Below are 25246 nucleotides of genomic sequence, written 5' to 3' on the forward strand. Positions count from 1 at the left end.
TGTCCCTATCGTCTAGAGGCCTAGGACATCACCCTTTCACGGTGAGTACCGGGGTTCGAATCCCCGTGGGGACGCCAAGACAAGAAAGCCCGCAATTGCGGGCTTTTTTTATTTCTGCGGCACCCGGGCCGTGGTGCTCGGCGATGCGCCGCTGCAGATCGTCACAGGCTGCGGCCATTGAGCGGTTGGCCGCTACCTCACTTCCCAGTCCACCATGCCTGAGCGCATTCTCGCTCACGCAACGCGCGCTCACTCATATGACTGAATCTAAGCCGAGCGTCACCGTCGATTCCAGTGAGCGGCACACAAAGCAGAAGCCCGACATCATCATGATGCGGCTTTTTTTCATCCAGCAAAAATCATTCAGGCAGCACTGTCTCCCCGGCGGCAATCACGGCGGATGTTTTGCGCTATCCTCTCCGGCAAACCAATACTCATACTCAGGAGCGCACATGGCAGAGGCAGCCAATCTCGACATCGACAATCGCGGCGTCGCCACCATCACCTTGAATCGTCCGGACGTGCACAACGCCTTCGATGACCAGCTGATCCTGCACCTGATCCGGCTGATCGGTCAGGCGCGCGACGACGCCCGCACGCGCGTGCTGCTGTTGACGTCGACCGGCAAATCCTTCTCCGCCGGCGCTGACCTGGCCTGGATGCGGCGCATGGGCGATGCATCGCGCGACGACAACCTGCGCGATGCGCGCAACCTGGCGCTGCTAATGGAAACCCTGAACAGCTTTCCGGCGCCGACCGTGGCCAAGGTGCAGGGCGCGGTGATGGGCGGTGGCGTGGGCCTGGTGTCGTGCTGCGACATCGCGATCGTCTCCGAGGCGGCGTTTTTCGCGTTGTCCGAGGTGAAGCTGGGATTGGCGCCGGCGGCCATCAGTCCGTACGTGATCGCCAAGATGGGCGTGTCGCAGGCGCGCCGTTACTTCGTCTCCGGCGAGCGCTTCTCCGCCATCCGCGCGGCGGCGATCGGCTTGGTGCACGAGGTGGTGCTGGCCGTCGAGCTGGACGACAAGGTGGAGCTCGCGCTGGCCGCGTTGCTCAACAACGGCCCCCAGGCCATGCGCGCGGCCAAGCAGCTGGTGCAGGTGGCCAACCCCGTGAAGGTCACACCGGACCTGGCGGAATATACGGCCGGCGTGATCGCCGACCTGCGCGCCTCCGATGAGGGGCGCGAGGGCCTGCGCGCTTTCCTCGAGAAGAGCACGCCGGCCTGGGCGGTGAAAGACTGAGCGCGAACAGACCTGCGCGAAATACCGGACGGCGGCGGTGTCTTATGAAGCCGCTTCTTGCGTGCCTTGCGGCTCCGGCGCATCCAGCGGCCAGGCCAGCGACAGCGGCGTCAGGCGCAGGCCGAAGGCGGCAGCCGTGGCGGCCGGCGCGCCTGCATCGCGCGGGGCGGCGATGCGCGCCAGCAGGTCGCGCACCGAGTGCTGCAGCACCGGGCAGGCCAGCGTCTGCAACGGCGCAGAGCGCACTGCTACGTCGCCGCCATTGGCCAGCCGCGCCAACTGCGCGAGGCTGTGTTCTTCCGGTCCCGCCAATTCATAGATTCCCGCTTTGCCCATGCCCAGTGCCGCCGATTCGGCAATGGTGGCGACGTCGCCCAGGTTGATCGGGCGGGTGGTGCGCTGTTCGGCATGTTCTCCATACAGCACCACCGGCGCGTCGGGCGCCTGCTGCAGCAAGGCTTGCTCGAACGGCAGCGGCTGCGGGCTGCCGCGCACCACCGGGCCCAGGCGGAAGATCACGCTGCCCGGCAGGACGCGCAGCACGTCTTCGGCCATGCCCTTGGCGCGCAGGTACCAGTTCTCCGAGCCGGCATCGGCCAGCAGCGAGGAAAAATACACCACCCGCGTATCGCGTGCGCCGACCGCCTGCGCCACCTGGCGCGCGGTGTCGACCATGCCGTGCTCGTAGGCGGCCCAATGGTCGGCGCCCACCACGCCGGTCAGCAGCACCACGGCGTCGGCGGCGGCGATGGCCTCGGCGCTGTGCGGGTTGTTGGTCCAGTCGCTGATCACCTCGTCGGCCACCAGCCGGGCGGGTTGGCGCACCAGCGCGGTGGCGTGCATGCCGGAGTCGCGCAGCAGCAGGAGCAGCAGGCGTCCGGTCTGGCTGTTGGCGCCGGCGACGACGACGCGGGGACGGGCAGCAGGGTGGGGCTGGTTCATGTTTCCTCCGGACGGATGGGAGAACAATCTGCCGGCGCGGCCGGCAAGGCAGGAAGCGGTGGCGCCGGGGGAGGAGGCGCTAGCTGCGGCGCAGCGTGATGGCGTGCTCCGGGCACGCCGCCACGCACAGGCCGCAGGCGCGGCAGGCGTCGGCATTGGGGGTATAGGCGACCTGCATGCCGTGCACGCGCAGCTTGAATCGGTTCAGCCAGCCCAGTTCGGCGAAGTCGGCGTCGTCGATGCGGCGCACCTCGAATACCTTCTCCGGGCAGACCGGCACGCAATCGGCCTTGCCCTCGCAGCGTTTGAGGTTCACCACCGGCACGATGATGCCGGGCGGCTGCTTGCAATTGGCAGCCTGCATCGGAAAAGCGGCGCCCATGCTCAATCGCGCTCGCGGTTGGGGCAGCCGAACATGCGCCAGCGCGACTGGAAGCGTTCGCGCTCTTGCGGCGTCATGGCCTCCCAGCGCGCACGCATGCGGCGCTTCTTTTCATGCCAGCCGCCATGGCGACCGCGGAAACCGCCGAACAGGATGCGGCACAACACCAGCAAGCCCAGCGCACGCCAGAACCCGATCTCGACCGCACCGGGGAACATCGGCGGCACCACCCAGTTCCACAGCAGCATCACCGCGCCGCCCAGCACGCCCACGCACAGCAGCGCGAACACCCCCTTGATCAGGAAGCCCATGCGAAAGCGCCGGCGCGGCCTGATCTGCTCCAATTCCCGTCCTTGATTCTGATCCTGGTCCATCACATCTCCAATTCGTCATAAACCGCCTGCAGCCGCTCGCGCAGATGCAGGACCGCATAGCGCTTGCGCGCCAGCAGGGTGTTGAGGCTGGTGCCGCTGGCGGCAGCCATCTCCTTGAAACTGATGCCGTCGAGCTCATGCGCGACGAACACCTCGCGTTGGTTGGCCGGCAGTTCGTCCAGCGCTTCCTGCAAGGTTTCCAGCAGCATCGACCGGGCATAGGCCGCTTCCGGGCCGTCGTCCACGGCCGGCAGCGCCAGGTCCAGCCGCCACGCGTTGTCGGCGGCATCGAAGTCGTCGGCGTCGGCCCCTTCGTGCAACGCGGCCAGCGGTTCTTCCTTCTTCTTGCGGAAGCGATCGATGATGCGGTTGCGGGCTACCCGGAACAGCCAGGCGCTGACCTGCTCGATCGGTTCCGGCAGCCGGTAGGCCTGGACGAACTCATGGAACACGTCCTGGAGAATGTCCTCGGCCTCGCCGGCGTCGGCCACCCGACGGCGAATGAAGCCGCCCAGCCGCGTACGCTCGCGCAGCACGGTGGCGGTGATTTCGCTGTCCTTGTCGCTCATGGCTTGGTTGTCGGGAATCGCCTGCATGCCCTGAAGACGGCTCATCTCCGGGGATATTGTGCGGTCGCGAAAAAAAGTGAAGGAGTGGGGAAACCGCCGATTCTAGCGGTTGCCGTCGCGGGACGGCGCGTGAAGGAAATACTTGGGCGCGGGCGTTGCCATGGCGGCAACGCCCGCAAGCAGGGGGGCAGAGGGAGCGGGAGATCAGCGGCGGCCGAACACCGCCACGGCGTCGGCCAGCGTGTCCATGCGCGCCTGCATGTTGGCCACCGCGGCGGCGGAGTGCTCGACCATGTCGGCGTTCTTCTGCGTCATGCCGTCCAGCATCAGCGCCGATTCGCTGACCTGGGCCACGCCCAGGCTTTGCTCGCTGGCGCTGGTCGACATCTCGCCGATCAGCGCGCTCAGGCGATGCACCTCGTCGACGATGACGCCCATTTCGCGTCCCGCCGATTCCGCGCGGCGCGCGCCGGCTTCGCTCTTGGAGACGCTCTCGGCGATTAGTTGCTTGATGCCGCGCGCCGCGCCGGCGCTGCGTTGGGCCAGGTTGCGCACCTCGCCGGCCACCACCGCGAAGCCGCGTCCGGCCTCGCCGGCGCGGGCCGCTTCTACCGCCGCGTTGAGCGCGAGGATGTTGGTCTGGAAGGCGATGCTGTCGATCAGGGTGTTGATTTCGCCGATCTTTTCCGACGACTGGGCGATCTCGCGCATGGTCTGCACCACCTGCATCACCACCTCGCTGCCGCGTGCGGCGGTGTCGCTGGTTTCGCGCGCCAGTGCGTGCGCCGCCTGCGCGGTCTGGGCGCTGTGCTCGACGGCAGCGGCCATCTGTTCGGCCGCGGCGGCGGTCTGCTGCAGGTGCGAGTGGGTGTCGGCGGTGCGCTGGCGCAGGTCGGTGTTGTCGCCGGCGATCTGGCGGTTGGCCTCGGCCAGGCCGTCGATCTGGGCCGAGACGTCGTCCAGCAGGGCGCGCAGGTTCAGGCCGGCCTGGTTCACCGCGCGCAGCAGCAGGCCGATCTCGTCGACCCGGTTGATGCCGGGCGTCTCCGTCGGCTGGCCCGCGGCCACCGCCTTGGCCTGCTCCAGCACCTCGCCCAGCGGGCGGGCGACGCGATATTCCAGCCAGGCGCCGGCAGCCGCCAGCGAGGCCAGCAGCACGCCGCCGGCCACCGAGAGCGGCGTGCCGGTGGCCAGCCATTGCGCGGCCAGCGACACCAGCGCCGCGCCGCCCAGCGCCAGGCGCAGGCGCCAGCGCACCGGCATCACCTGGCCCAGGCGGGTCCAGGCCATGACGCCGTTGCGCACCACCAGTCCCTTGTAGAAGCGCAGTCCGCGCGCGCGGCCTTCGCGAAAGGACTGGTACAGCGCTGCCGCTGCCGCGACTTCCTGCGGCGCCGGACGGGTGCGCACCGACAGGTAGCCGTGCACCTCGCCCTGGCGGCGGATCGGCGTGACGTTGGCGCGCACCCAGTAGTGGTTGCCGTCGGCGCGGCGGTTCTTGACCAGCGCGGTCCAGGCGTCACCGCGCTGGAGCGTACGCCACATGTCGGCAAAGGCTTCCTTGGGCATGTCCGGGTGGCGCACGATGTTGTGCGGCTGGCCAAGGATCTGCCCGCGGGCGAAGCCGCTGACACTGAGGAAGGTGGAGTTGGCGTAGGTGACCAGGCTGGTGGTGTCGGTGGTGGACATCAGCGTGGCCTGTTCCGGGTAGGCGTGGCCTTGCTCATCGGAATCGATGTGAAGGATGGCGGGCGCGATGACAGGCGGACGGGTGCCGGCGGGCGCCAGCGGATAGGTTTCGGTCTCTTCGGCCAAGGGTGTGAAGGCCTGGGGCAGGTCGTTGATCTTCATGATGGTCGGTGGTGATGACGGTGGCGACGGCAATGGCGACGGCAAGACCGGGGCGCATCCGCGCTGCTGCTAAGCGGGCGAATGGAACGCATTGCTGGTCGTCGGGTGGAAGCGCCCTGACATGGGCATGGTCGGCGCGTCGGCGCCGGCGTCGTGGTCAGCCGTCCTGGATTACGATCATGTGCACCCCCTGCGGTTACGCCGTCCCATCGGCGACGTCGGCGGTCATGCATGCGAGACGCATGCGATGGGAATTGCCATATTTATAACGCCGCCGCGCGCCATCCCGGGCCGGCCGATTTGAGCTGCATCAACACGCCGGACAAAATACCTGAGGGAAATCTTGCTCAAAAAGAAAACGCACCCAATGGGTGCGTTTTCGTTGAAGTAGCGCGAAGTTGCTGTGACTATGCGCGAGTTTGCATGGCGAGCGGTGCGCCGGTCACAGCTCGATCTTCGTGCCCAGCACCTTCAGGAATTGCGCCAGCCAGGCCGGGTGGGCGGGCCAGGCCGGCGCCGTGACCAGCTTGCCGTCGGTGATGGCGGCGTCCACCGCGATGTCGGCGAACTCGCCGCCGGCCAGCTTGACCTCCGGCGCGCAGGCCGGATAGGCCGAGACCTTCTTGCCCTCCAGCACGCCGGCCGCGGCCAGCACCTGCGGGCCGTGGCAGACCGCGGCGATGGGTTTGTCGGCCTTGGCGAAGCCCTGCACCAGCTCGATTACCTTGGGGTTCAGACGCAGGTATTCGGGCGCGCGGCCGCCGGCCACCACCAGCGCGTCGTAGCCGGCCACGCTGACTTCATCGAAGCTGGCATTGAGGGCGAAGTTGTGGCCCGGCTTTTCGGTGTAGGTCTGGTCGCCTTCGAAGTCATGGATGGCGGTCTTGACCTTGTCGCCGGCCTTCTTGCCGGGGCACACGGCATGCACCGTATGGCCGACCATCTGCAGCGCCTGGAACGGCACCATGGTTTCGTAGTCTTCGGCGAAATCGCCGGTCAACAACAGGATCTTCTTCGCAGCCATCGTCATCTCCTTGAGGGTAAAGCCGGCCTCGGGCCGGGGTGAAACTGGCGGGTGGCGCGACCCTGGGGGGTCAGGCCAGCCACCGCATCTGACGTGATTCGCCCATCAAAAAATCCCGGTTCATCTCCACGCATTCGCGCAGGTAGCTCCACAGCGCCGACACGCGCGCCACATGGCGCTGTTCGCTGGACGCCACCAGCCAGAAGGTGCGGGTGATGGCGATCTCCTGGCTCAGCACCGGCACCAGCAGTTCGGACTGCTGGGCCAGGAAGCAGGGCAGGATGGCCAGCGCGTGGCCGCTGCAGGCGGCGGTGTATTGCGCCACCACGCTGGTGCTGCGAAAGGCGCGGAAGGATTCGGGGGCGACCGTGTCCTTGTAGCGCAATTCCTCGCTGAACACCAGATCGTCGATGTAGCCGATGAAGTTGTGCTGCTCCAGATCGGCCAGCGTGCGGATGGAGGCGTGGCGCTCCAGGTACTCGCGCGTGGCGTAGAGCTTCAGTACATAGTCGGACAGTTTTGTGACCACGTAATTACCGGACAGCGGGCGCTCGATGGCCACGCTGATGTCGGCCTCGTGCTTGGACAGGTTCACGAAACGCGGCATTGGCAGCATGTCCACCGTGATGTGCGGATTGCGCGCGCAGAAGTGGGCGATGTGCGGCGCCAGCATGAAGGTGCCGAAGCCTTCGGTGGCGCCCAGTCGCACCTGGCCCGAGAGCTTGCTGTTGTGCCCGCCCAGTTCCTCGGCGGCGGCGTAGACGGTGCTCTCGATCTTCTCCGCGTATTCCACCAGGCGGTAGCCGTCGGCGGTGAGCTTGTAGCCGTGGTTGTTACGATCGAACAGCTGGCTGCCGACCTGTTCCTCGAAACGCTTCATACGGCGCGACACGGTGGAATGGTCGATGCCCAGCTTCTTGGCGGCGTCGACCAGGCCCTGGCTGCGCGTGAGCTCGAGGAAGATCCTGAGATTGTCCCAGTCCAGCATGCGGTCTCCTGTCCTTATTGCATGCGTTTTGCATTGGTGCAAAAGCATTTTGGATTTATGTTTATTGTACCGATATTAACGCACATGCAAAATGCACCTGCTGCAGAGGAAAAGCACGCTTGATGCTTGGCCCCGCAGCAGGAGGAATGCGGCGCGATCCGACGTCGATGCAACGGCGGACGCGACCGACAACAACGACAATATCAAGGAGACAAAATGCGTAAGAACGTATTCGGCCGTTCGGTCATGGCCGCCGCTGTTGCCTGTGCGATTTCCCTCTTCGGCGCCGTCACGCCTGCCATGGCGCAGGACGCCAATACCGTCAAGGTCGGCATCCTGACCGACATGTCCGGCCCGTATTCCGCCATGGGCGGCCAGGGCTCGGTGGTAGCCGCCAAAATGGCGGTGGAAGACTGCCTCAAGGCCGAGTGCAAGGGCATGAAGATCGAGATTCTCTCGGCCGACAACCAGAACAAGCCGGACGTCGGCGTGACCCGCGCACGTGAATGGCTGGACCGCGACAAGGTCGAGGCCATCGCCGACCTGACCAACTCCTCGGTGGCGCTGGCGGTGCAAAAGCTGATCAAGGAAAAGGGCGGCATCGCCATGTACAGCGGGCCGGCCACCGGCGCGCTGACTACCGCCGAATGCGCCACCAACGGCTTCCACTGGATGTTCGACACCTATTCCCAGGCCGCCGGCGCGGCTGCGGCGCTGACCAAGCTGGGCAACAAATCCTGGTACTTCGTGACGGTGGACTACGCCTTTGGCCACTCGCTGGAGAAGGACGCGGCCGACGTGGTCAAGGCCAACGGCGGCACGGTGGTCGGCTCGGTGCGCCATCCGCTGAACGCCTCCGACTTCTCCTCCTTCCTGCTGCAGGCCCAGGCCTCCAAGGCCCAGGTGATCGGCCTGGCCAACGGCGGCACCGACGTGGTCAATGCGATCAAGCAGGCGCGCTCGTTTGCGGTCGGCGGCAAGGACCAGCGCCTGGTGGCGCTGCTGGTGTTCCTCTCCGACGTGCACGCGTTGGGCCTGGACGCGGCCCAGGGCCTGGTCTACACCGACGGCTTCTACTGGGATTACGACGAGCAGACCCGCGCCTTCTCCAAGCGCTTCGAGGCGCAGTTCAAGAACAACAAGCCGACCATGGTGCAGGCCGGCGTGTATTCCAGCGTGCTGCATTTCCTGAAGGCGCGCGCCGCCGCCAAGACCGCCGACTGGAAGGTGGTGTCGCAGAAGATGCGCGAGATCCCGATCTCCGACGTGGTGATGCGCAACGCCTCGATTCGCCCCGACGGCCGCGTGATCCACGACATGTACCTGTACCAGGTCAAGTCGCCGGCCGAATCCAAGGCGCCGTGGGACTACCTGAAACTGCTGTCGGTGATCCCGGCGCAGCAGGCCTTCCGCCCGATGGACGCGGCCTGCCCGCTGGTCAAGCAATAACGCTTCTCCCGGGACGGCAGGTCCCCTCATTCATCTGCATGCCGCCCCGGTCTTTCATTCTTATTTATGGAAACTGCATCATGAGCCAAGCCAATATTCCCAACGTTCCCCTTTACCTCAACGGCGAGAAGGTGCAGTCGACCTCCAAGGAGTGGCGCGACGTGAAGAACCCGGCCACCCAGGAAGTGGTGGCGCGCGTGCCGTTCGCCACCAAAGAGGAAGTCGACCGCGCCGTCGCCAACGCCAAGGAGACCTTCAAGACCTGGCGCAACACCTCGCTGGCCCAGCGCATGCGCATCATGCTGAAGTTCCAGCAACTGCTGCGCGAGAACATCGCGCCGCTGGCCGAGTTGATCACCCGCGAGCACGGCAAGACCCTGCCCGACGCCGAAGGCGAGGTCATGCGCGGCCTGGAAGTGGTGGAGCACGCCTGCTCGATCACCTCGCTGCAGCTGGGCGAGATGGCCGAGAACGTGGCCGGCGGGGTCGACGTCTACACGCTGTACCAGCCGTTGGGCGTGGGCGCCGGCATCACCGCGTTCAACTTCCCGGTGATGCTGCCTTGCTTCATGTTCCCGATCGCGGTCGCCTGCGGCAACACCTTCGTGCTCAAGCCCTCCGAGCAGGATCCGACTTCCTCGCTGTTCCTGGTCGAGCTGGCCAACCAGGCCGGCCTGCCGCCGGGCGTGCTGAACGTGGTGCACGGCGGCCCGGACGTGGCCAACATGATCTGCGACCATCCCGACATCAAGGCGGTGTCCTTCATCGGCTCGACCCATGTCGGCACCCACATCTACCGCCGCGCCAGCGAGGCCGGCAAGCGCGCGCAATGCATGATGGGCGCCAAGAACCACTGCATCGTGCTGCCCGACGCGCCCAAGGATCACGCCATCAACAACCTGCTGGGCGCGGCCTTCGGCGCTGCCGGCCAGCGCTGCATGGCCAACTCGGTGGTGGTGCTGGTGGGCAAGACCCGCGAATGGATTCCAGAGATCGTCGAGCGCTCCAAGGCCATGAAGGTCGGCCCCGGCAGCGACCGCAAGGCCGATGTCGGCCCGCTGGTCTCGGCGTCTGCCAAGGAGCGCGTGGAGCGCCTGATCGGCCGCGGCGTGGAGCAGGGCGCCAAGCTGCTGCTGGACGGTCGCAACTTCAAGGTGGCCGGCAGCGAGAACGGCAACTTCGTCGGCCCGACTGTCTTCACCGGCGTGAAGGCCGAGATGGATATCTATACCCAGGAGATCTTCGGCCCGGCGATGTGCATCGTCGAGCTGGAGACGCTGGACGAGGCGATCGCCTTCATCAACGCCAACCCCAACGGCAACGGCACCTCGATCTTCACCAGCTCGGGCTACGCCGCGCGCAAGTTCCAGAACGAGATCGACGTCGGCCAGGTCGGCATCAACGTGCCCATCCCGGTGCCGGTGGCCTACTTCAGCTTCACCGGCTCGCGCGCCTCCAAGCTGGGCGACCTCGGCCCCAACGGCAAGCAGGCGGTCACCTTCTGGACCCAGACCAAGACCGTCACCGCGCGCTGGTACGCGCCGGACGAGGCGGCCGGCCAGGTCAACACCACCATCTCGCTGAAATAAGGAGGGCATCATGAGCGCGAATATTGTCTTCATCGGCCTGGGCAACATGGGCCTGCCGATGGCGCAGAACCTGGTCAAGGCCGGCTTCACGGTGAGCGGCCACGACCTGGTCAAGGCCAGCGTCGACAAGCTGGTGGAGGCAGGCGGCAAGACCGAGGCCGACTCCATGGCGGCGGTGGCCAAGGCCGACGTCGTCATCACCATGCTGCCGGCCAGCAAGCACGTCGAGTCGCTGTATCTGGGCGACAAAGGCGTGCTGGCCTCGGCCAAGCCGGGGGCGCTGCTGATCGACTGCTCGACAATCGCGCCGGAGGCTTCGCGCAAGGTCGCCGCCGCAGCTGCGGCCAAGGGCTTCGAGATGCTGGATGCGCCGGTTTCCGGCGGCACCAACGGCGCCGCAGCCGGCACGTTGACCTTTATGGTGGGCGGCAGCAAGAAGGCCTTCGACGCCGCCCAGCCTTACCTGCAAAAGATGGGTAAGGCGATCTACCACGCCGGCGACAGCGGCAGCGGCCAGACCGTCAAGGTATGCAACAACATGCTGCTGGGGATCCTGATGATCGGCACCTCGGAAGCGATCCGCCTGGGCGTGGCCAACGGCATGGACCCGAAGGTGCTCTCCGAGATCATGTCCAAGAGCTCGGGCCGCAACTGGACGCTGGAGGTCTACAACCCTTGTCCCGGCGTGATGGATGCGGTGCCGTCGTCGAAGGGCTATGCCGGCGGCTTCGGCGTGGACCTGATGCTGAAGGACCTGGGCCTGGCCGTGGAGAACGCGCTGGCCACCGGCAGCGCCATTCCGCTGGGCGCGGCGGCGCGCAACCTGTACGACATTCACAGCAAGAGCGGTTCCGGCAAGCTGGATTTCTCCAGCATCTTCAACTTGCTGGGCAAGGCGCAGTAAGGACTTGCATGGTGGTCTTCATGCTGTCCGTTTGTACTCCGAGGAAGTAATTCTTGCGCGGCTTCGGCCGCGTTTTTTTTCTGAGCGAATGACGGCATGGAGGAAGCCGCCAATACCGCTCAGGGTTCAAAATCTCTCGCCATCTGTCGTTCCTGCGAAGGCAGGAACCCGGCGTCGTTCAACGATCGTTGAGGCACGACGAACGCCACTGGATCCCTGCTTTCGCAGGGATGACATTGAGGTGTTGCCGGAGCCGCCGGCGGTTCAAGATACTTCCATTCTGTTGTCCTGACGAAGGTCAGGACCCGGCGTCGTTTGTCATGCTTCAGAAAAGCGGCACACGACACTGGATCCCGGCCTTCGCCGGGACGACGGAGGAGGGATCTCGAGCATGGGGAGGTATTGGCCTTATTATCGATGTCGTTCCTGCGAAAGCAGGAACCCGGCGTCGTTCAACGTCCATTGAGGCATGGCGAACGCCACTGGATCCGTGCTTTCGCAGGGATGACATTGAGGTGTTGCCGGAGCCGCCGGCGGTTCAAGATACTTCCATTCTGTCGTCCTGACGAAGGTCAGGACCCAGCGTCGTTCGCGCAGATCGCTGCGGAAAAGAAAACGGCGCCCGCAGGCGCCGTTCGTTATCAGCTTCAGCTGAATCCACTGACCAAGCCAGTGGATTACTTCTTCACTTCATCCTCGATATGCGCGCGGATGATGTCGGCGAAGTTGGCGTCGGCGGTGAAGCCCAGCGCCTTGGCGCGCTTGGCTTCGAACTGGCCGGGCCAGGAGTTGACGATGCGCTTGATGGCTTCGTCTTCCTTCCATTCGATCAGCTTGACCACGTCCTTGCCGGCGACTTCTTCCAGCGCGGCGACCATGTCCTTGACCGTCACGCACAGGCCGTCGATGGACAGGAAGCGGGCCAGGCCGAGGTCGGCGCCGTTGATTTCATGACCATGGATCAGGTTGGCGATGGCCTGGCGCGGCGACATCAGCCACATGCGGGTGTCGGCACCCACCGGGCATACCGACGGCTGGCCGTTCAGCGGCTCGCGGATGATGCCGGAGGCGAAGCTGGAGGCCGCCTTGTTGGGCGCGCCCGGGCGCACCGAGATGGTCGGCATGCGCAGCGCGCGGCCGTCGATGAAGCCCTTGCGGCTGTAGTCCTGCACCATCAGCTCGCCCATCACCTTTTGCGCGCCGTAGGAGCTTTGCGGCATCAGCAGGGTGTTGTCGGGAACGATGGCCGGCAGCTCGCCGCCGAACACCGCCACCGAGCTGGTGAACACCACGCGCGGCTTGGTGCCGAGGGCGCGGGCGCGTTCCAGGATGATGCGGGTGGCGTCGAAGTTGATCTTCATGCCCAGCTCGAAATCGGCTTCCGCGTGGCCGCTGACGATGGCGGCGAGGTGGAAGATCGATTGCGTATCGGCGGTGATCACACGCTCGATCACGGAGGCGTCGGCGATGTCGCCGGTCACGGCTTCGATGCGCGGGTCGGTGAAGCCTTGCGCCGGCACCACGTCCAGCAGGGTGATGCGCTTGATCTCCTGCTGCTTGCCGTCGCGGCCGGTGAGGGTGCCGCGTTGCAGGAGCTGGCGCGCCAGTCGGCTGCCCAGGAAACCGGCGCCGCCGGTGATGACGATATGCATGTGTTCTCCTCGTTGGTTTGGCCCGGAGTATCCCGGCCTGAAAGTCGTTGCGATACGTTGTGCGCCATGGCAGGACACAGCGTGCGGCAGCGATTATAGCAGAAAGTTGTCATACAACTTTTTCGGACAATGGAAAAGATTTGCGGATTTCCACAGCAGGGCGGGGCGGCCAAAAGCGGTATCATGCGCGCCATGAAGAACGCCGACGCCTCTACCTCTCCCCGCCACGCCGCAGACCTGGCGCCCGCCCACGCTCCCACGCGCGGCAAGGGCACGTTGGCCGACCACGTGACCAGCGTGCTGGCCCGACAGATCCGCGACGGCGAGTTTGCGCCGGATGCGCGGCTGCCGTCCGAGCGGGAGTTGACCGAGCGCTTCGCCGTCAGCCGCACCGTGATCCGCGAGGCGATCTCGCGCCTGAAGTCCGAAGGCCTGGTCGGCTCGCGCCGCGGCAGCGGCACGGTGGTGCTGGGCGCCAACCAGGCCACGCCGTTCCGGCTGGACATGCAGGTGGAGGACATGCGCGACTCCATCCGGGCGGTGCTGCGGGTGATCGAGCTGCGGCGCGGGGTGGAGGGCGAGATGGCGGCGCTGGCCGCGCAGCGCCGCACCAAGGTGCAGAATCAGGCGATCCAGCAGGCCCTGAAGGCGATCGACAAGGCGGCCGAGGACGGGCGCGACGGCGTGCAGGAGGATTTCGCGTTTCACGCGGCGATCTCCAACGCGGCGCACAATCCGCTTTATACCTCACTGGTGCAGTTCCTGAGCCAGTTCCTGCATGCCGCTATCCGCGTGGCGCGCATGAACGAGGCGCGGCGCAGCGACTTCGGCCAGCAGGTGCGCAGCGAGCATGCGGCCATCGCCCGGGCGATTGCCGACGGCGATGCGGCGGCGGCGCGCGCGGCGGCATTGCAGCACATGGAGAATTCGGCCCAGCGCATCCAGGCGGCCGACCGCGAGTTCTGGGCCAGCGAGGCGGGGCAGGCGGCAGCGCGCGATCTGGCGCGGCAGGTGGAGACGAAGGAGTAGCTGATTTCAGGCGGGCGGGAGCTGATTTTCCGGCCGACGCCACCCATATGCAGTCATCCCGGCGCAGGCCGGGATCCGGTGGCTTTCATTATGTGCAGACGAGCGCTGAACGACGGGGAGTTGATTTGAGCTGCGATGCGCCGGCACGCAACACAATATCCCGGACATAAAAAAACGCCGCATGAAGCGGCGTTTTTTATTGCATCGGCGGAAATTAACCGCGGACAACCTTCTTGTACTCGTTGGTACGGGTGTCGATTTCGATGTCGTCGTCCTGGCTCACGAACAGCGGAACCATCACGGTGATCTGGTTGGCTTCGATCGCGTTTTCGATCTTGGCTTCCTTCAGGACGTTGCCCGAAGTGTTGCCCTTGACCGCCGGCTCCGAGTAGGCAACCTTGCGCACGATGGTGGTCGGCATTTCAACCGAGATCGCCTTGCCGTCGTAGAACACGGCTTCGCACTGCATGCCGTCCTTCAGGTAACCGACGGCGTCGCCCATGTTCTCGCCTTCGATTTCGTACTGGTTGTACTCTTCGTCCATGAAGACGAACAGCGGGTCGGCGAAGTACGAGTAGGTCACCGGCTTCTTGTCCAGCACCACCACGTCGAACTTGTCGTCGCCGCGGAACACGCTTTCCATCGGGGTGTTGGTCAGCAGGTTCTTCATCTTCCACTTGTAGGTGAAGCCGGTGCGGGAGGAACCGTTGACGTCCGAGCGCAGGACGATCATGGGCTTGCTGTCGACCATGATGATGTTGCCGACGCGGATTTCTTTTGCAAATTTCATAGCGATGTATCGTGAAAAGTAGGTTGCTTCAAACTGTCAGTAGCCCACTGGCAAAACCTCACCGCAAGCCCACGTACGATTGAATATCCAAACTGCGTTAAAAAACTAAGCCCGCTATTTTACCCCATTTTCAGGGGGCTTCTACCACCAGGCGACGCGCGAAATTGAGCAGATTGGCCATGAAGTCGCCATTTGCCAACATCTTGTGCAGCCACTGATCAGCTCCCTGCGTGAGCGCGGGCAACTCTTGCTCCAGCGCCTGCCAGCTTGCCGTCCAGTCAACATCGGTATGGTTGGCGCCGTTCCAGGCGCGGTTCAGTTCGATCAGCGTCGGCGTGGCCGGCGCGTAGATCTTCAGGAACGCGTTCAGCTTGGTGTGGTGCAGGTTCTTGTCCTGCTGGTAGATGTTCCAGACGAAGGGCTTGCCGGCCCACTGGGCGCGCACGAAAGAATCCTCGCCGCGCACGAAGTTGAAGTCGCAGCTCCACAGCAGGCGGTCATAGTCGGTCTGCGGCACGAAGGGCAGCACTCGTACCGTCAGCGCGCCGCGTGTGGCGGCGGCGCCGGCCTGCATGGGCGCGCCGAGGAAGGGCTCCACGGTGGAGCGCGCCACGCCCTCCGGCACCAGGCAGGTAACGGGCGTCGGCCCGGTTTGCCAGGCAGCGAACAGTTCGGGGATCGGCGCATAGTCGTAGCAGAACAGCGAGACCTTCAGCCCTTGCTGCTCCTGCGGCGTCACGCCCAGGCGCTGCAGGAAGGGCGCGGCCTGGCCCTCGCGCAGGAAAGCCTGGCGCTGCGCTTCCAGGTCGGCTTCGCCGCTCAGGCCGCCGGTGCGTTCGTTGAAGCCGGGGAAGAAGAAATACTTGGTCAGTTTCAGCGTGCGATGCGGCGAGGGCAGGGTATGGCAACCCTCCACCCAAGGTTCGGCCGAGAGGCCTTCGAGGTTGAACCACACCGGCTTGACGGCGCGTTGGGCCATGGCTTCCACGTAGCCCGGCGGGATCTCGCAGCCGAAGAATTCCATGACGATGTCGGCCACGTCCGTCGGGGCGTAGCTGCCGTCCTGGGTGCTCCAGTGGCGCACCGTCACGCCGGCCGCCTGCTGCAGCGCCGCTTGCGCATCGATCTCGGGCCAGATGCGCTTGAAGCTGGCCAGGTCATCCACCCACAGCCGCACGGCGATGCCGTGTTCATGCGCCAGTTGCCGGGCCAGGCGCCAGCAGATGCCGATGTCACCATAGTTGTCGACCACCCGGCAGAACAGGTCCAGGGTCTTCAGCGGATTGGGGGCGAGGGTCTCGTGTTGCATGATGAAAAGGGCTACGCGGCGGCGCGGGCGAGCAGGGAAAGGGCGAATGATACCCAACTCGGGCCGCCGTCAGGGTGGCTGCCTTGTGTGGTTTTGAATGAGAAGTTCGAAAATATTCAATTTAAATTGCTTGCAATTTAATTTTGAGATGTTTAATATTCGATGCATGGACAACGCACACACACCGAAGCTGCCGGACGCGCTGATCGACGAAGCCCTGCTTCTCGACAACCAGCTGTGTTTCGCGATGTATTCGGCGTCCCTGGCGATGACCAAGGCGTACAAGAAGATTCTCAGCGCACTTGATATCACCTATCCTCAGTATCTGGTGATGATGGTGCTGTGGGAAAAGGACCAGATCACCGTGTCCGAGCTGGGCGCCCGCCTGTTCCTCGACTCCGGCACGTTGACGCCGCTGTTGAAGCGCATGGAAACCATGGGTCTGCTGCACCGGGCGCGTGACGCCGGCGACGAGCGCCGCGTGGTGGTGAGCCTGAGCGACGCCGGCCGTGCATTGCATGAGCGGGCGCGTGCGGTGCCGGTGAAGATGAGCTGCATGTTGCCGCCGCTGGAGCTGGTGCAAAAGCTGGTGAGCGATCTCAAGGTGGTGCGCAAGAATTTGCTGGACGACGAGCAATAAGGCGTCGGCAGGCGGTGATGTTAGTTGTGATTAGATTGTTCACAATTATATTGTAAATAATATATGTGGTTGTGGTCGCAGCAGTCCGAAGCAGGAGCAGGGCGCGCACAAAGGCGTGTGCAGGAGCCGGGAGTCGCGCAAGGCTGGAAAGAACAAGCAAGCAGGCAGGACCAAGCAAATCTGTAGCGGTAGTAAAAAACGGCGAATCTTTCGCCATCCCCACTCTCAAAAGTTGGCCTTAAGTGGCCTCAACCTGAAAAGCTGAAAGGAAATAACATGCCCTCCGACAAGATCCAAAAAGCACTGTACACCGCCACTGCAACCGCCACCGGCGGCCGTGAAGGCGCCGCCAAGTCGTCCGACGGCGTGCTGGACGTCAAGCTGTCGACCCCGAAGGAACTGGGCGGCGCAGGCGGCCCGGGCACCAACCCCGAGCAACTGTTCGCAGCCGGCTACTCGGCTTGCTTCCTGGGCGCGCTGAAGTTCGTCGCCGGCCAGGCCAAGGTGGCCCTGCCTGCTGACGCCAGCATCACCGGTAAGGTCGGCATCGGCCAGATCCCGGCCGGTTTCGGCATCGAAGCGGAACTGAACATCTCGCTGCCGGGCGTCGACCGCGCCGTGGCGCAGGATCTGGTGAACAAGGCGCACCAGGTGTGCCCGTACTCCAACGCCACCCGCGACAACATCAACGTCACCCTGAACCTGGTGTAATCGCTGAGGTAAGCGCTCATCTCCGCAGTCGCCAAGGCTGCGGATGCAAGAAAAAACCCGCGAAGTGATTCGCGGGTTTTTTGTTTTTGCTGCCTGCTTTGCCGGCAGCATTGCAGGCGAAACGTGCTTACACCGCGCCGCGCGTCTCCACGTACAGCGAATACAGCGAATGGCTGCTGGCCATGAACAGGCGGTTTTTCTTGGCGCCGCCGAACACCAGGTTGGGGCAGCGCTCGGGCAGGTGGATGTGGGCGATGGCCTTGCCCTGCGGGTTGAACACGCGCACGCCGTCCAGCTCCTCGGCCTTGGCGTCCAGTGCGCCGTTGCTGCCCCAGCCGCACCACAGGTTGCCGTCGACGTCGATCTTGAAGCCGTCGATACCGCCCGGGCCGTTGGCGTCCACCACCAGGCGGCGCTTGCCGATGCGCGCGCCGTCGTCGCTCATGTCATAGGCCCAGATCACGCGGTTGGGCGCGGCGCGCGACTCGTTGATGTAGAGGATCTTTTCGTCCGGTGAAAACGCCAGGCCGTTGGGGCCGGCCAGGGCATCGGTGATCAGCGAGAGGCGGCCGGTGCGGCCGTCGATGCGGTAGACCGAGTGCGGCAGCTCGGAGACCTGCTTGTCGCCTTCCCATTCGCCGGCAATGCCGAACGGCGGATCGGTGAACCAGATCGAGCCGTCGGATTTGCAGATGATGTCGTTGGGCGAGTTGAAGCGCTTGCCGTTGTAGTTGTCGGCCAGCACGGTGATGCTGCCGTCGTACTCGGTGCGGGTGACGCGGCGGGTCAGGTGTTCGCAGGCCAGCAGGCGGCCCTGGCGGTCGCGCGCCAGGCCGTTGCTGAAGTTGGACGGCTGGCGGAACACCGAGGTGGCGCCGGTGGTTTCATCCCAGCGCATGATGCGGTTGTTGGGGATGTCCGAGAACAGCAGAAAGCGGCCGTCGCCGAACCACACCGGGCCTTCGACCCAGCGGAAGCCGGTGGCCAGCTGTTCCACGCTGGAACTGAACAGGCGGTATTTCAGGAAACTCTTGTCCAGCACCTCGACGCTGGGATCGGGGTAGCGCTGGCTGGGTTTGAAGTCGAAGCTCTGCGCGCGGGCGCCGAGGGCGGTGCCGGCCAAGGCCAGGCCGCCGAGTAGTGTTGTACGACGAGTTTGATTGACGTGGCGGTCGTTTTTATTGCTTTCTTGTGGCATCGATGGTCTCCGTGAGGGGGGATTTCACCGGCGGGCGCAAGCCCGTTCGGCGGCAAGTCCATACAGGAAGGCGAGTACACGCAAGCCGGGGTAGCTGCGCGAGGGCGGGGTGAGGTCTCCTGAGATCGCGGGCCTGGCGGTCGGCTGGCTCGTCTTGCTCTATATGTTATAGGACATCGTATAACATGATGTGCTCAATGGCAACCGCTTCCATCCCGCCGATGCATGCCGGCCGGAATGGCTGCACCTTCGTCAGCGCGTAAGCCGTGCCAGCAGCGTGCGCACGATGCGGCGGTGGAAGGGCATGATGGCGGCCAGATAGGCGCGGCCCAGCCAGCGCTTCGTATGGACCACGGTGGTCACGGTCAGCCTTGGCGCGCTGTCATGCTCGCCGTGTTCGCCGCCGCCGGAGGATTTTTCCACGCACAGGCGAAAATCGAGATGGCTGTCGTCCATGCCCATGATCATCCGCGTGGGACTTTGCTCGATCACCGGAAAGCCCGGGCTGTCGCTACCCGGCTGTCTTGCGCCGACCTGCAGGCGTGCACCCTTCAGCCCGAGCGGCGCCACCAGCCGGTTGCGCAGGTCCAGCAGCGCAGTCACCCAGGCCGGGCTGCCGGCCATCATGCGCGCGGCAATGGCGCCGGCGTCCAGTTGCGCCAGCGCCGGCGGCAGGGTGGCGCGATAGCTGTCGGCGAACTGCGCCGCCGGCAGCAATTGCCAGTGATGCGGTTCCGGGGCGATTTCATCGGGACGGTGGGCGTGCGTGGCGGTCATGGTGCCTCCGTGAAGACAGTGTCGTCGAACATAAAAAAAGCCGGCGGGATCGTCCATCCCGCCGGCTTGCGTCTTACTTCTTGGCGCGGCGCTTGCCGTCGGCCTTGCTGGCACTGGCGAAGCGCTCGTGCGTCTCTTCAGCCTTGCGGCGGCCGAAGGCGTAATTGGCTTCCAGCCACATCACGTTGATGATGCCGAAGGCCAGCGCCAGGCCGATGCCAAGAATCCAGGCGAAATACCACATCGTGTTCTCCTTGAGTGAGTGGACGGCGCTCAGTAGGCCGTGTGTTCGTTGTCGTGAATGTCTTTGAGCGTGACCTTGCCCTTGACTACGCGGTACACCCAGCCGGTGTAGACGATGATCAGCGGCAGGAAGATCAGCACCATCCAGAACATCAGGCCCAGGCTCTTGTGGCTGGCCACCGCGTCCCACATGGTCAGGCTGCTCCTGGGATCGAGCGAGGACGGCATCACGAACGGGAACAGCGACATGCCGGCCGTGAGGATGATGCCCGTCACCGACAGGCCGCTGGCGATGAAGGCCAGCCGCGCGCGGCGCGCCAGCGCCAGCAATGCCGCCAGCGCCGCGCCGGCGATACCGAGTGCGGGCAGCAGTTTGGTCACGGGCCAGCGAGCGTAGTTGTCGAACCAGGCGCCGGCGGCGAGCTCCACCGTCTTGGCCAGCGGCGTGAAGGCGCTGTTGGCGTCCGGCATGGCGGTGATGCGATAGCCCGGCAGCTGCGCCACCCAGAAGCCGCCAGCGATGAACAGCGCGATGGTGGCGACGGCGGCGGCGACTACGGTCTTGCGCGAGCGCTCGCCCACGGCGGCGTCGGTCTTGACGAAGGCGAAGGCGGCGCCGTGCATCAACAGCATGGCCACCGACAGCAGGCCTGCCAAGAGGCCGAACGGATTCAACAGCGCGAAGAAGCTGCCGGTGTATTCCACCCGCATGGTGTCGTCGTAGTGGAAGGGCACGCCCAGCAGCAGGTTGCCGAAGGCCACGCCGCAGATCAGCGGCGGCACGAAGCCACCGATGAACAGGCCCCAGTCCCAGGCATTGCGCCAGCGCGGATCAGCCACCTTGCTGCGGTAGTCGAAGCCCACCGGGCGGAAGAACAGCGAGAACAGCAGCACCATCAGCGCGATGTAGAAGCCCGAGAAGGCGGTCGCGTAGACCAGCGGCCAGGCCGCGAAGGTGGCGCCGCCGGCGGTGATGAACCAGGTCTGGTTGCCTTCCCAGGTGGGGCCGATGGCGTTGATCAGCACGCGCCGCTCGGTGTCGGTCTTGCCGGCGAAAGGCAGCATCATGCCCACGCCGAAGTCGAAGCCGTCGGTCAGCGCGAAGCCGATGATGAGCACGCCGACGAAGGCCCACCAGATCAGTTTGAGTGTTTCGTAATCGAAGATCATCTTGCTTTCCTCTTTTCTTCAGTCGGCCTCAGGCCGCGCCAGAATGGGCGGCCGGGTTGATCGGCGGCTGCAGCACGGCGCCGGTATCAGCGTCCTTGCCCGGGGTTTCCCAGTGGTACTTGCCGGTGTGCAGGCTGCTCGGCCCGCGGCGCGCATACTTGATCATCAGCGTCATCTCCACCACCAGCAGGAAGGTGTAGAACAGGATGAAGCCCGCCAGGCTGAAGTACAGGCTGCCCGGCTGCAGCGAGGACGCCGACAGGTGCGTGGGCAGGATGCCGGCGATGGTCCACGGCTGGCGGCCGTACTCGGCGACGATCCAGCCCAGCTCGGCGGCGATCCACGGCAGCGGGATGGCGAACACGGCCAGCTTGAGCAGCCAGCGCTGCGGCGCCAGCTGCTTCTTCCCCAGGAACCAGACCGAGGCCGCGAAGATGAACAGCATCAGGAAGCCGATCGCCACCATGCCGCGGAAGGACCAGAACAGCGGCGCCACCTTCGGGATGGTGTCGTTGACGGCATGCGAGATCTGTTCGGGCGTGGCGTCGACCACGTTGTTGGTGTACTTCTTCAGCAGCAGGCCGTAGCCGAGATCCTTCTTGTGCGCCTCGAAGGCGGCGCGCGCCTCGGGCGACTTGTCGCCGGACTTCAGGCGGCTCAGCGCGGCATAGGCTTGCATGCCGTTGCGAATGCGCGCCTCATGTTCCTGCTTCAAGTCCTTGATGCCCATGACTTGCGTATCGGTCGAGCGGGTCGCGATCAGGCCCAGCACGTAGGGGATCTTCACCGCGTAGTCGGTGCGTTGCTCCTTGTCGTTGGGCAGGCCGAACAGCGTCAGTCCGGCCGGCGCGGGGTGGGTGTCCCACTCGGCCTCGATGGCCGCCAGCTTGACCTTGTTGACTTCGCCGGCGGTGTAGCCGGACTCGTCGCCCAGCACGATCACCGAGAGCGTGGCCGCCAGGCCGAAGCCGGCCGCCACCGCGAAGGAGCGCAGCGCAAACGCCGTATCGCGCGCCTTCAACAGATACCAGGCCGAGATGCCCAGCACAAACATCGACGCCGTCACGTAGCCGGCCGCCACCGTGTGCACGAACTTGACCTGCGCCACCGGGTTGAAGATCACCTCGGTCATGCTGGCCAGCTCCATGCGCATGGTCTCGTAGTTGAACTCGGCGCCGACCGGATTGTTCATCCAGCCGTTGGCGATCAGGATCCACAGCGCCGACAGGCTGGAGCCCAGCGCCACCAGGAAGGTCACCATCAGGTGCTGCTTGCGCGAGAGCTTGTCCCAGCCGAAGAAGAACAGGCCGACGAAGGTCGACTCCAGGAAGAAGGCGGCCAGGCCTTCGATGGCCAGCGGCGTGCCGAAGATGTCGCCCACGTAGTGCGAGTAATAGGACCAGTTGGTGCCGAACTGGAATTCGAGCGTGATGCCGGTGGCCACGCCCATGGCGAAGTTGATGCCGAACAGCTTGCCCCAGAAGCGGGTCATGTCCTTGTAGATGGGGCTGCCGGTCATCACGTAGACCGATTCCATGATCACCAGGATCCAGGACAGGCCCAGCGTGAGCGGGACGAACAGAAAGTGATACAGCGCCGTCACGGCGAACTGCAGCCGCGATAGCGAAACGACTTCATCGATCGGAACCATTTGTTACTCCGGTGTGTGAGGGGCGTCAGATAGGTCAGGTGTGGCGGGAGGCTGGTAGGGCTGACGAGTCGTCCCTGCCGGCGCCGGTCCGGGCGAGAGCATGCGCAGCTCCACGCTCTCGGTGGGCATGCGCATGTGCTTGGCCTGCGGATGGGCGAAGAAGGTCTTGGCCAGCACTGTGAGCAGTGCGACCTTGACGATCAGCAGCAGGGTGATTTCGACTCCCAGCGGCAGCTGGGTCAATCGGGGCAGCTTGCCGGGGAATCGCATGATTTACTCCTTGTCGGGAGCGCTGGGCGCCCGGTCGGGGTCGACGCTCTCGGCGTCGCCGCGCGAGGATGAGGAGGATGAGGAGGCCGACGGCGACGGGCCGAAGCGGAACTTCTCGCGCACGTCGAGCAGCTTCTTGACCTTGGAGCCCATCTTCATCAGCGACACCAGGGTCTCCGGCGAAAGGCGCTGGACGTCGTCGAACCACGAGCTGGAGAGCTCGATGAGCTCATACATCTCGCGCATGCGCTTCTGAGTTTCCTTGTCGCCGGGGCCGCTGGGTTGTTCCAGCAAGGCGTCGCGCAGCATCGACAGGGTCGGCTCGATCTCGCGGCGGCGGCGTTCTTCCAGCAGGGCCTTGAAGATGTCCCAGATGTCGCCCGGCGGTTCGAAGTATTCGCGGCGGTCGTTGGGGCGGTGCAGCAGTTTCACCAAACGCCAGGATTGCAATTCCTTCAAGCCCATGCTGACGTTGGAGCGCGAGAAACTGAGGTATTCGGCGATCTCGTCGGCGTTGAGCGGGCGGCCGCAGATGTAGAGCAGGGCGTAGATCTGGCCGATGGTGCGGTTGATGCCCCAGCGGCTGCCCATCTCGCCGAAATGGCCGATGAAGCGCTGCATCAAAGGGCTCAGGGTGGTGTTTTCCATGATTCAGATTGTTTGGTTGATTTTGAATTTTCAGTAATTACTGAAATTTAAAACAATTAAGCGGCCCGTCGCAAGGACACCAGCCCATCAATTTTCTGATAACAGTCATCACTGACGAGAATGATCCAGCGCCCGCGCGGGGCGCAGGCTGCAGCACGGCGGCAGGCATGCGAGGACTGTGTCGTATCCGCGTCGCCGGTCGAAAGTTTCATTGGTGGAACTTTCGTGACACCAGGCGCGTGGACGGCACCGCGCCGATGCGGACTTCCCGGTTCCGCAGGGGCGCAGCCCTGATGCGCTGCATGGCAACATTTTCGCGCTTTCCTACACGTACTGAAGAGCCTGACCGATAGGGAATTTGATGTTGATCAAATACGCTTGGCAAAGTCCCGCAAGGTGTTGCACGCGGTTTGCAATGCCGCCGGCCGTGGTGGTGGGCGACGTCGGGACGCAAGGGGCGACCGCGCCAGGGGAGGGCGGCGGTCGGGCCTCCCGGGAGCCGTCGGTTTCCCGTTCTTGTTCAAGGATCATTCTTATGTTGGGTTTCGATTTCCGCGTGGCCAGGATTACCTGGACCGTGTTCCTGGTGGCCTTGCTGCTCTACATCACCTACACCGTCTCTTCGACGCTGCTGGTGCTGGTATTCGCGGTCTTCTTCAGTTATCTGGTGTACCCGCTGGTGGAGTTGCTGGAACGTTTTCGTCCGCGCCGCGTGCCGCGCACGGTCTCGATTGCGGTGGTGTTCGTGCTGGTAATCGCCCTGGTGGCGACCGTTGTGGCGGTGTTCGGCGCCCGTATCCAGGAGGAGGCGCTGCACCTCTCCGAGCAGTTGCCGGCGCTGCTGCGCTCCAATGACGTGGTCGGTCGTATCCCGCTGCCGGGATTCGCCGAGCCGCTGCGCGCGCGCATCCTGGGCTTCGTGCGCGACCAGCTGGCCAACGGCACCGACCAGGCCATGCCGCTGGCCAAGCAGTTCGGCGTCTCCGTGATGCATGCGGCCAGCAACCTGATTTACCTGGTGCTGGTGCCGGTGATCAGTTTCCTGCTGATCAAGGAGGCCCCGGCCATGCGTGACGAGATGCTGTCGTGGATGAGCCGCGCCAACCGCCGACTGTGGGACAACATCATTAAGGACCTGGACGTGCTGCTCTCGCGCTATGTGCGGGCCTTGCTGTTTCTCTCGATCGCCACGCTGGTGGCCTACAGCATCGCCTTCTCGCTGATGGGCGTACCGTATGCCATGCTGTTGGCCGGGCTGGCCGCGGTGCTGGAATTCATCCCCTTCGCCGGACCGCTGGCGGCCAGCGCGGCCGCCCTGGTGGTAGCCGGCTTCAGCGGCTTCGATCATCTGTTGTGGCTGGTCGGCTTCATCATCGCCTATCGCGTGTTCCAGGATTACGTGCTCAATCCCTACCTCATGAGCGAAGGCGTGGAAGTGAGCCCGCTGATGGTGATCCTCGGCCTGCTGGCCGGCGACCAGTTGGGCGGTGTGGCCGGCATCTTCCTCTCGGTGCCGGTGATGGCGGCGCTGAAAATCATCTTCACCCGCGCCTCCGCCGCGCAGAAGGCACGCCGCGAAATCGAGGCGCGCGCGGCACTGGTGGAGGCAGAGGCGCTGGAACGACAGAACGCACCGCCGCTGCAGCAGACGGTGGTGCAGGTCAATATCGAGAAAAAGTAGCGCCGCGTAGCAGCCGGTCGATGCGCAACGAAAGCCGCTGGGTTCCTGCCTTCGCAGGAACGACGAGTAGTGAGCGACTTGAACGTGCGGAGGTATTGCCAGCCTCCTTCGTGTCGTCCCTGCGAAAGCAGGGACCCAGCGTCGTTCAGCGGTCGGAGGCG

The 25246-nt window shown here is 64.7% G+C and carries 25 protein-coding genes and 1 tRNA gene; 9 read left to right on the forward strand and 17 right to left on the reverse strand.

Annotation, left to right across the window (positions count from 1 at the left end):
- Nucleotide 1 precedes the first annotated feature (1 nt).
- Nucleotides 2-77: transfer RNA gene (locus J8I26_RS00970), tRNA-Glu, on the forward strand.
- 375 nt (nucleotides 78-452) lie between these two features.
- The gene (locus J8I26_RS00975; RefSeq protein WP_209603213.1) at nucleotides 453-1244 is read left to right on the forward strand and encodes an enoyl-CoA hydratase-related protein; all 792 of its coding nucleotides are present in this window, start codon (nucleotides 453-455) and stop codon (nucleotides 1242-1244) included.
- A 42-nt stretch (nucleotides 1245-1286) separates the two neighbouring features.
- Here J8I26_RS00975 and J8I26_RS00980 read toward each other — a convergent pair whose 3' ends face one another.
- From J8I26_RS00980 to J8I26_RS01010, 7 genes are all read right to left on the reverse strand, one after another.
- On the reverse strand, nucleotides 1287-2186 hold the full coding sequence (locus tag J8I26_RS00980; protein WP_209603215.1) for an NAD(P)H-binding protein: 900 nt from the start codon (nucleotides 2184-2186) through the stop codon (nucleotides 1287-1289).
- A gap of 79 nt (nucleotides 2187-2265) precedes the next feature.
- Nucleotides 2266-2568 carry a 4Fe-4S binding protein gene (locus J8I26_RS00985; RefSeq protein ID WP_245200011.1) on the reverse strand — a complete coding sequence of 101 codons (303 nt, stop codon included), beginning with the start codon at nucleotides 2566-2568 and terminating at the stop codon, nucleotides 2266-2268.
- Between the two features lie 2 nt (nucleotides 2569-2570).
- Nucleotides 2571-2879 carry a hypothetical protein gene (locus J8I26_RS00990; protein ID WP_209604727.1) on the reverse strand — a complete coding sequence of 103 codons (309 nt, stop codon included), beginning with the start codon at nucleotides 2877-2879 and terminating at the stop codon, nucleotides 2571-2573.
- 62 nt (nucleotides 2880-2941) lie between these two features.
- A complete protein-coding gene (locus tag J8I26_RS00995; RefSeq protein ID WP_209604725.1) occupies nucleotides 2942-3538 on the reverse strand; it encodes a sigma-70 family RNA polymerase sigma factor in 597 nt (198 codons plus the stop codon).
- A 177-nt stretch (nucleotides 3539-3715) separates the two neighbouring features.
- Entirely contained in the window at nucleotides 3716-5200 is a 1485-nt protein-coding gene (locus J8I26_RS01000; RefSeq protein WP_209604729.1) for a PAS domain-containing methyl-accepting chemotaxis protein, read from the reverse strand.
- A 604-nt stretch (nucleotides 5201-5804) separates the two neighbouring features.
- Nucleotides 5805-6386, reverse strand: coding sequence for a DJ-1/PfpI family protein (locus J8I26_RS01005; protein WP_209603217.1), 582 nt, complete (start codon nucleotides 6384-6386; stop codon nucleotides 5805-5807).
- Nucleotides 6387-6456: 70 nt separating this feature from the next.
- On the reverse strand, nucleotides 6457-7374 hold the full coding sequence (locus J8I26_RS01010) for a LysR family transcriptional regulator (protein ID WP_209603219.1): 918 nt from the start codon (nucleotides 7372-7374) through the stop codon (nucleotides 6457-6459).
- Nucleotides 7375-7590: 216 nt separating this feature from the next.
- Between J8I26_RS01010 and J8I26_RS01015 the strand changes: the two genes are divergently transcribed.
- From J8I26_RS01015 to mmsB, 3 genes are all read left to right on the forward strand, one after another.
- Complete coding sequence (locus J8I26_RS01015; protein WP_209603221.1) at nucleotides 7591-8823, forward strand: ABC transporter substrate-binding protein; 1233 nt, start codon at nucleotides 7591-7593, stop codon at nucleotides 8821-8823.
- 80 nt (nucleotides 8824-8903) lie between these two features.
- Nucleotides 8904-10412 carry a CoA-acylating methylmalonate-semialdehyde dehydrogenase gene (locus J8I26_RS01020; RefSeq protein WP_209603223.1) on the forward strand — a complete coding sequence of 503 codons (1509 nt, stop codon included), beginning with the start codon at nucleotides 8904-8906 and terminating at the stop codon, nucleotides 10410-10412.
- A gap of 10 nt (nucleotides 10413-10422) precedes the next feature.
- Complete coding sequence (gene mmsB / locus J8I26_RS01025) at nucleotides 10423-11316, forward strand: 3-hydroxyisobutyrate dehydrogenase (protein ID WP_209603225.1); 894 nt, start codon at nucleotides 10423-10425, stop codon at nucleotides 11314-11316.
- Between the two features lie 677 nt (nucleotides 11317-11993).
- Here mmsB and denD read toward each other — a convergent pair.
- On the reverse strand, nucleotides 11994-12968 hold the full coding sequence (denD, locus tag J8I26_RS01030) for a D-erythronate dehydrogenase (RefSeq protein ID WP_209603228.1): 975 nt from the start codon (nucleotides 12966-12968) through the stop codon (nucleotides 11994-11996).
- 183 nt (nucleotides 12969-13151) lie between these two features.
- Between denD and J8I26_RS01035 the strand changes: the two genes are divergently transcribed.
- Nucleotides 13152-13997 (forward strand): FadR/GntR family transcriptional regulator, encoded by an 846-nt coding sequence (locus tag J8I26_RS01035; protein ID WP_209603230.1) that lies wholly within the window; start codon nucleotides 13152-13154, stop codon nucleotides 13995-13997.
- 214 nt (nucleotides 13998-14211) lie between these two features.
- Here the strand turns inward: J8I26_RS01035 and J8I26_RS01040 are convergent, their stop codons facing one another.
- Complete coding sequence (locus tag J8I26_RS01040) at nucleotides 14212-14787, reverse strand: elongation factor P (RefSeq protein WP_209603232.1); 576 nt, start codon at nucleotides 14785-14787, stop codon at nucleotides 14212-14214.
- A 130-nt stretch (nucleotides 14788-14917) separates the two neighbouring features.
- Nucleotides 14918-16096 carry an elongation factor P maturation arginine rhamnosyltransferase EarP gene (gene earP, locus J8I26_RS01045; RefSeq protein WP_209603234.1) on the reverse strand — a complete coding sequence of 393 codons (1179 nt, stop codon included), beginning with the start codon at nucleotides 16094-16096 and terminating at the stop codon, nucleotides 14918-14920.
- A gap of 166 nt (nucleotides 16097-16262) precedes the next feature.
- Here earP and J8I26_RS01050 point away from each other — a divergent pair, with 166 nt between their 5' ends.
- Nucleotides 16263-16736, forward strand: coding sequence for a MarR family transcriptional regulator (locus J8I26_RS01050; protein ID WP_209603236.1), 474 nt, complete (start codon nucleotides 16263-16265; stop codon nucleotides 16734-16736).
- 276 nt (nucleotides 16737-17012) lie between these two features.
- On the forward strand, nucleotides 17013-17447 hold the full coding sequence (locus J8I26_RS01055) for an organic hydroperoxide resistance protein (RefSeq protein ID WP_079215511.1): 435 nt from the start codon (nucleotides 17013-17015) through the stop codon (nucleotides 17445-17447).
- Between the two features lie 127 nt (nucleotides 17448-17574).
- On the opposite strand, the gene J8I26_RS01060 is transcribed toward J8I26_RS01055, so the two are convergent.
- The 7 genes from J8I26_RS01060 to J8I26_RS01090 form a co-directional block, all read right to left on the reverse strand.
- Complete coding sequence (locus J8I26_RS01060) at nucleotides 17575-18645, reverse strand: SMP-30/gluconolactonase/LRE family protein (protein WP_209603238.1); 1071 nt, start codon at nucleotides 18643-18645, stop codon at nucleotides 17575-17577.
- Nucleotides 18646-18897: 252 nt separating this feature from the next.
- On the reverse strand, nucleotides 18898-19422 hold the full coding sequence (locus J8I26_RS01065; protein ID WP_209603240.1) for a DUF2867 domain-containing protein: 525 nt from the start codon (nucleotides 19420-19422) through the stop codon (nucleotides 18898-18900).
- Between the two features lie 73 nt (nucleotides 19423-19495).
- On the reverse strand, nucleotides 19496-19666 hold the full coding sequence (gene cydX, locus J8I26_RS01070; protein ID WP_209603242.1) for a cytochrome bd-I oxidase subunit CydX: 171 nt from the start codon (nucleotides 19664-19666) through the stop codon (nucleotides 19496-19498).
- Nucleotides 19667-19695: 29 nt separating this feature from the next.
- The gene (gene cydB / locus J8I26_RS01075; protein WP_209603244.1) at nucleotides 19696-20835 is read right to left on the reverse strand and encodes a cytochrome d ubiquinol oxidase subunit II; all 1140 of its coding nucleotides are present in this window, start codon (nucleotides 20833-20835) and stop codon (nucleotides 19696-19698) included.
- 28 nt (nucleotides 20836-20863) lie between these two features.
- Entirely contained in the window at nucleotides 20864-22486 is a 1623-nt protein-coding gene (locus J8I26_RS01080; protein WP_209603246.1) for a cytochrome ubiquinol oxidase subunit I, read from the reverse strand.
- Nucleotides 22487-22489: 3 nt separating this feature from the next.
- The gene (gene cydP, locus J8I26_RS01085) at nucleotides 22490-22756 is read right to left on the reverse strand and encodes a cytochrome oxidase putative small subunit CydP (RefSeq protein ID WP_209603248.1); all 267 of its coding nucleotides are present in this window, start codon (nucleotides 22754-22756) and stop codon (nucleotides 22490-22492) included.
- 3 nt (nucleotides 22757-22759) lie between these two features.
- The gene (locus J8I26_RS01090) at nucleotides 22760-23404 is read right to left on the reverse strand and encodes a GbsR/MarR family transcriptional regulator (protein WP_209603250.1); all 645 of its coding nucleotides are present in this window, start codon (nucleotides 23402-23404) and stop codon (nucleotides 22760-22762) included.
- Between the two features lie 535 nt (nucleotides 23405-23939).
- Between J8I26_RS01090 and J8I26_RS01095 the strand changes: the two genes are divergently transcribed.
- A complete protein-coding gene (locus tag J8I26_RS01095) occupies nucleotides 23940-25085 on the forward strand; it encodes an AI-2E family transporter (protein WP_209603252.1) in 1146 nt (381 codons plus the stop codon).
- The last annotated feature ends 161 nt before the right edge of the window (nucleotides 25086-25246 follow it).

This window comes from Herbaspirillum sp. LeCh32-8, assembly GCF_017814915.1.
GTDB lineage: Bacteria > Pseudomonadota > Gammaproteobacteria > Burkholderiales > Burkholderiaceae_D > Herbaspirillum.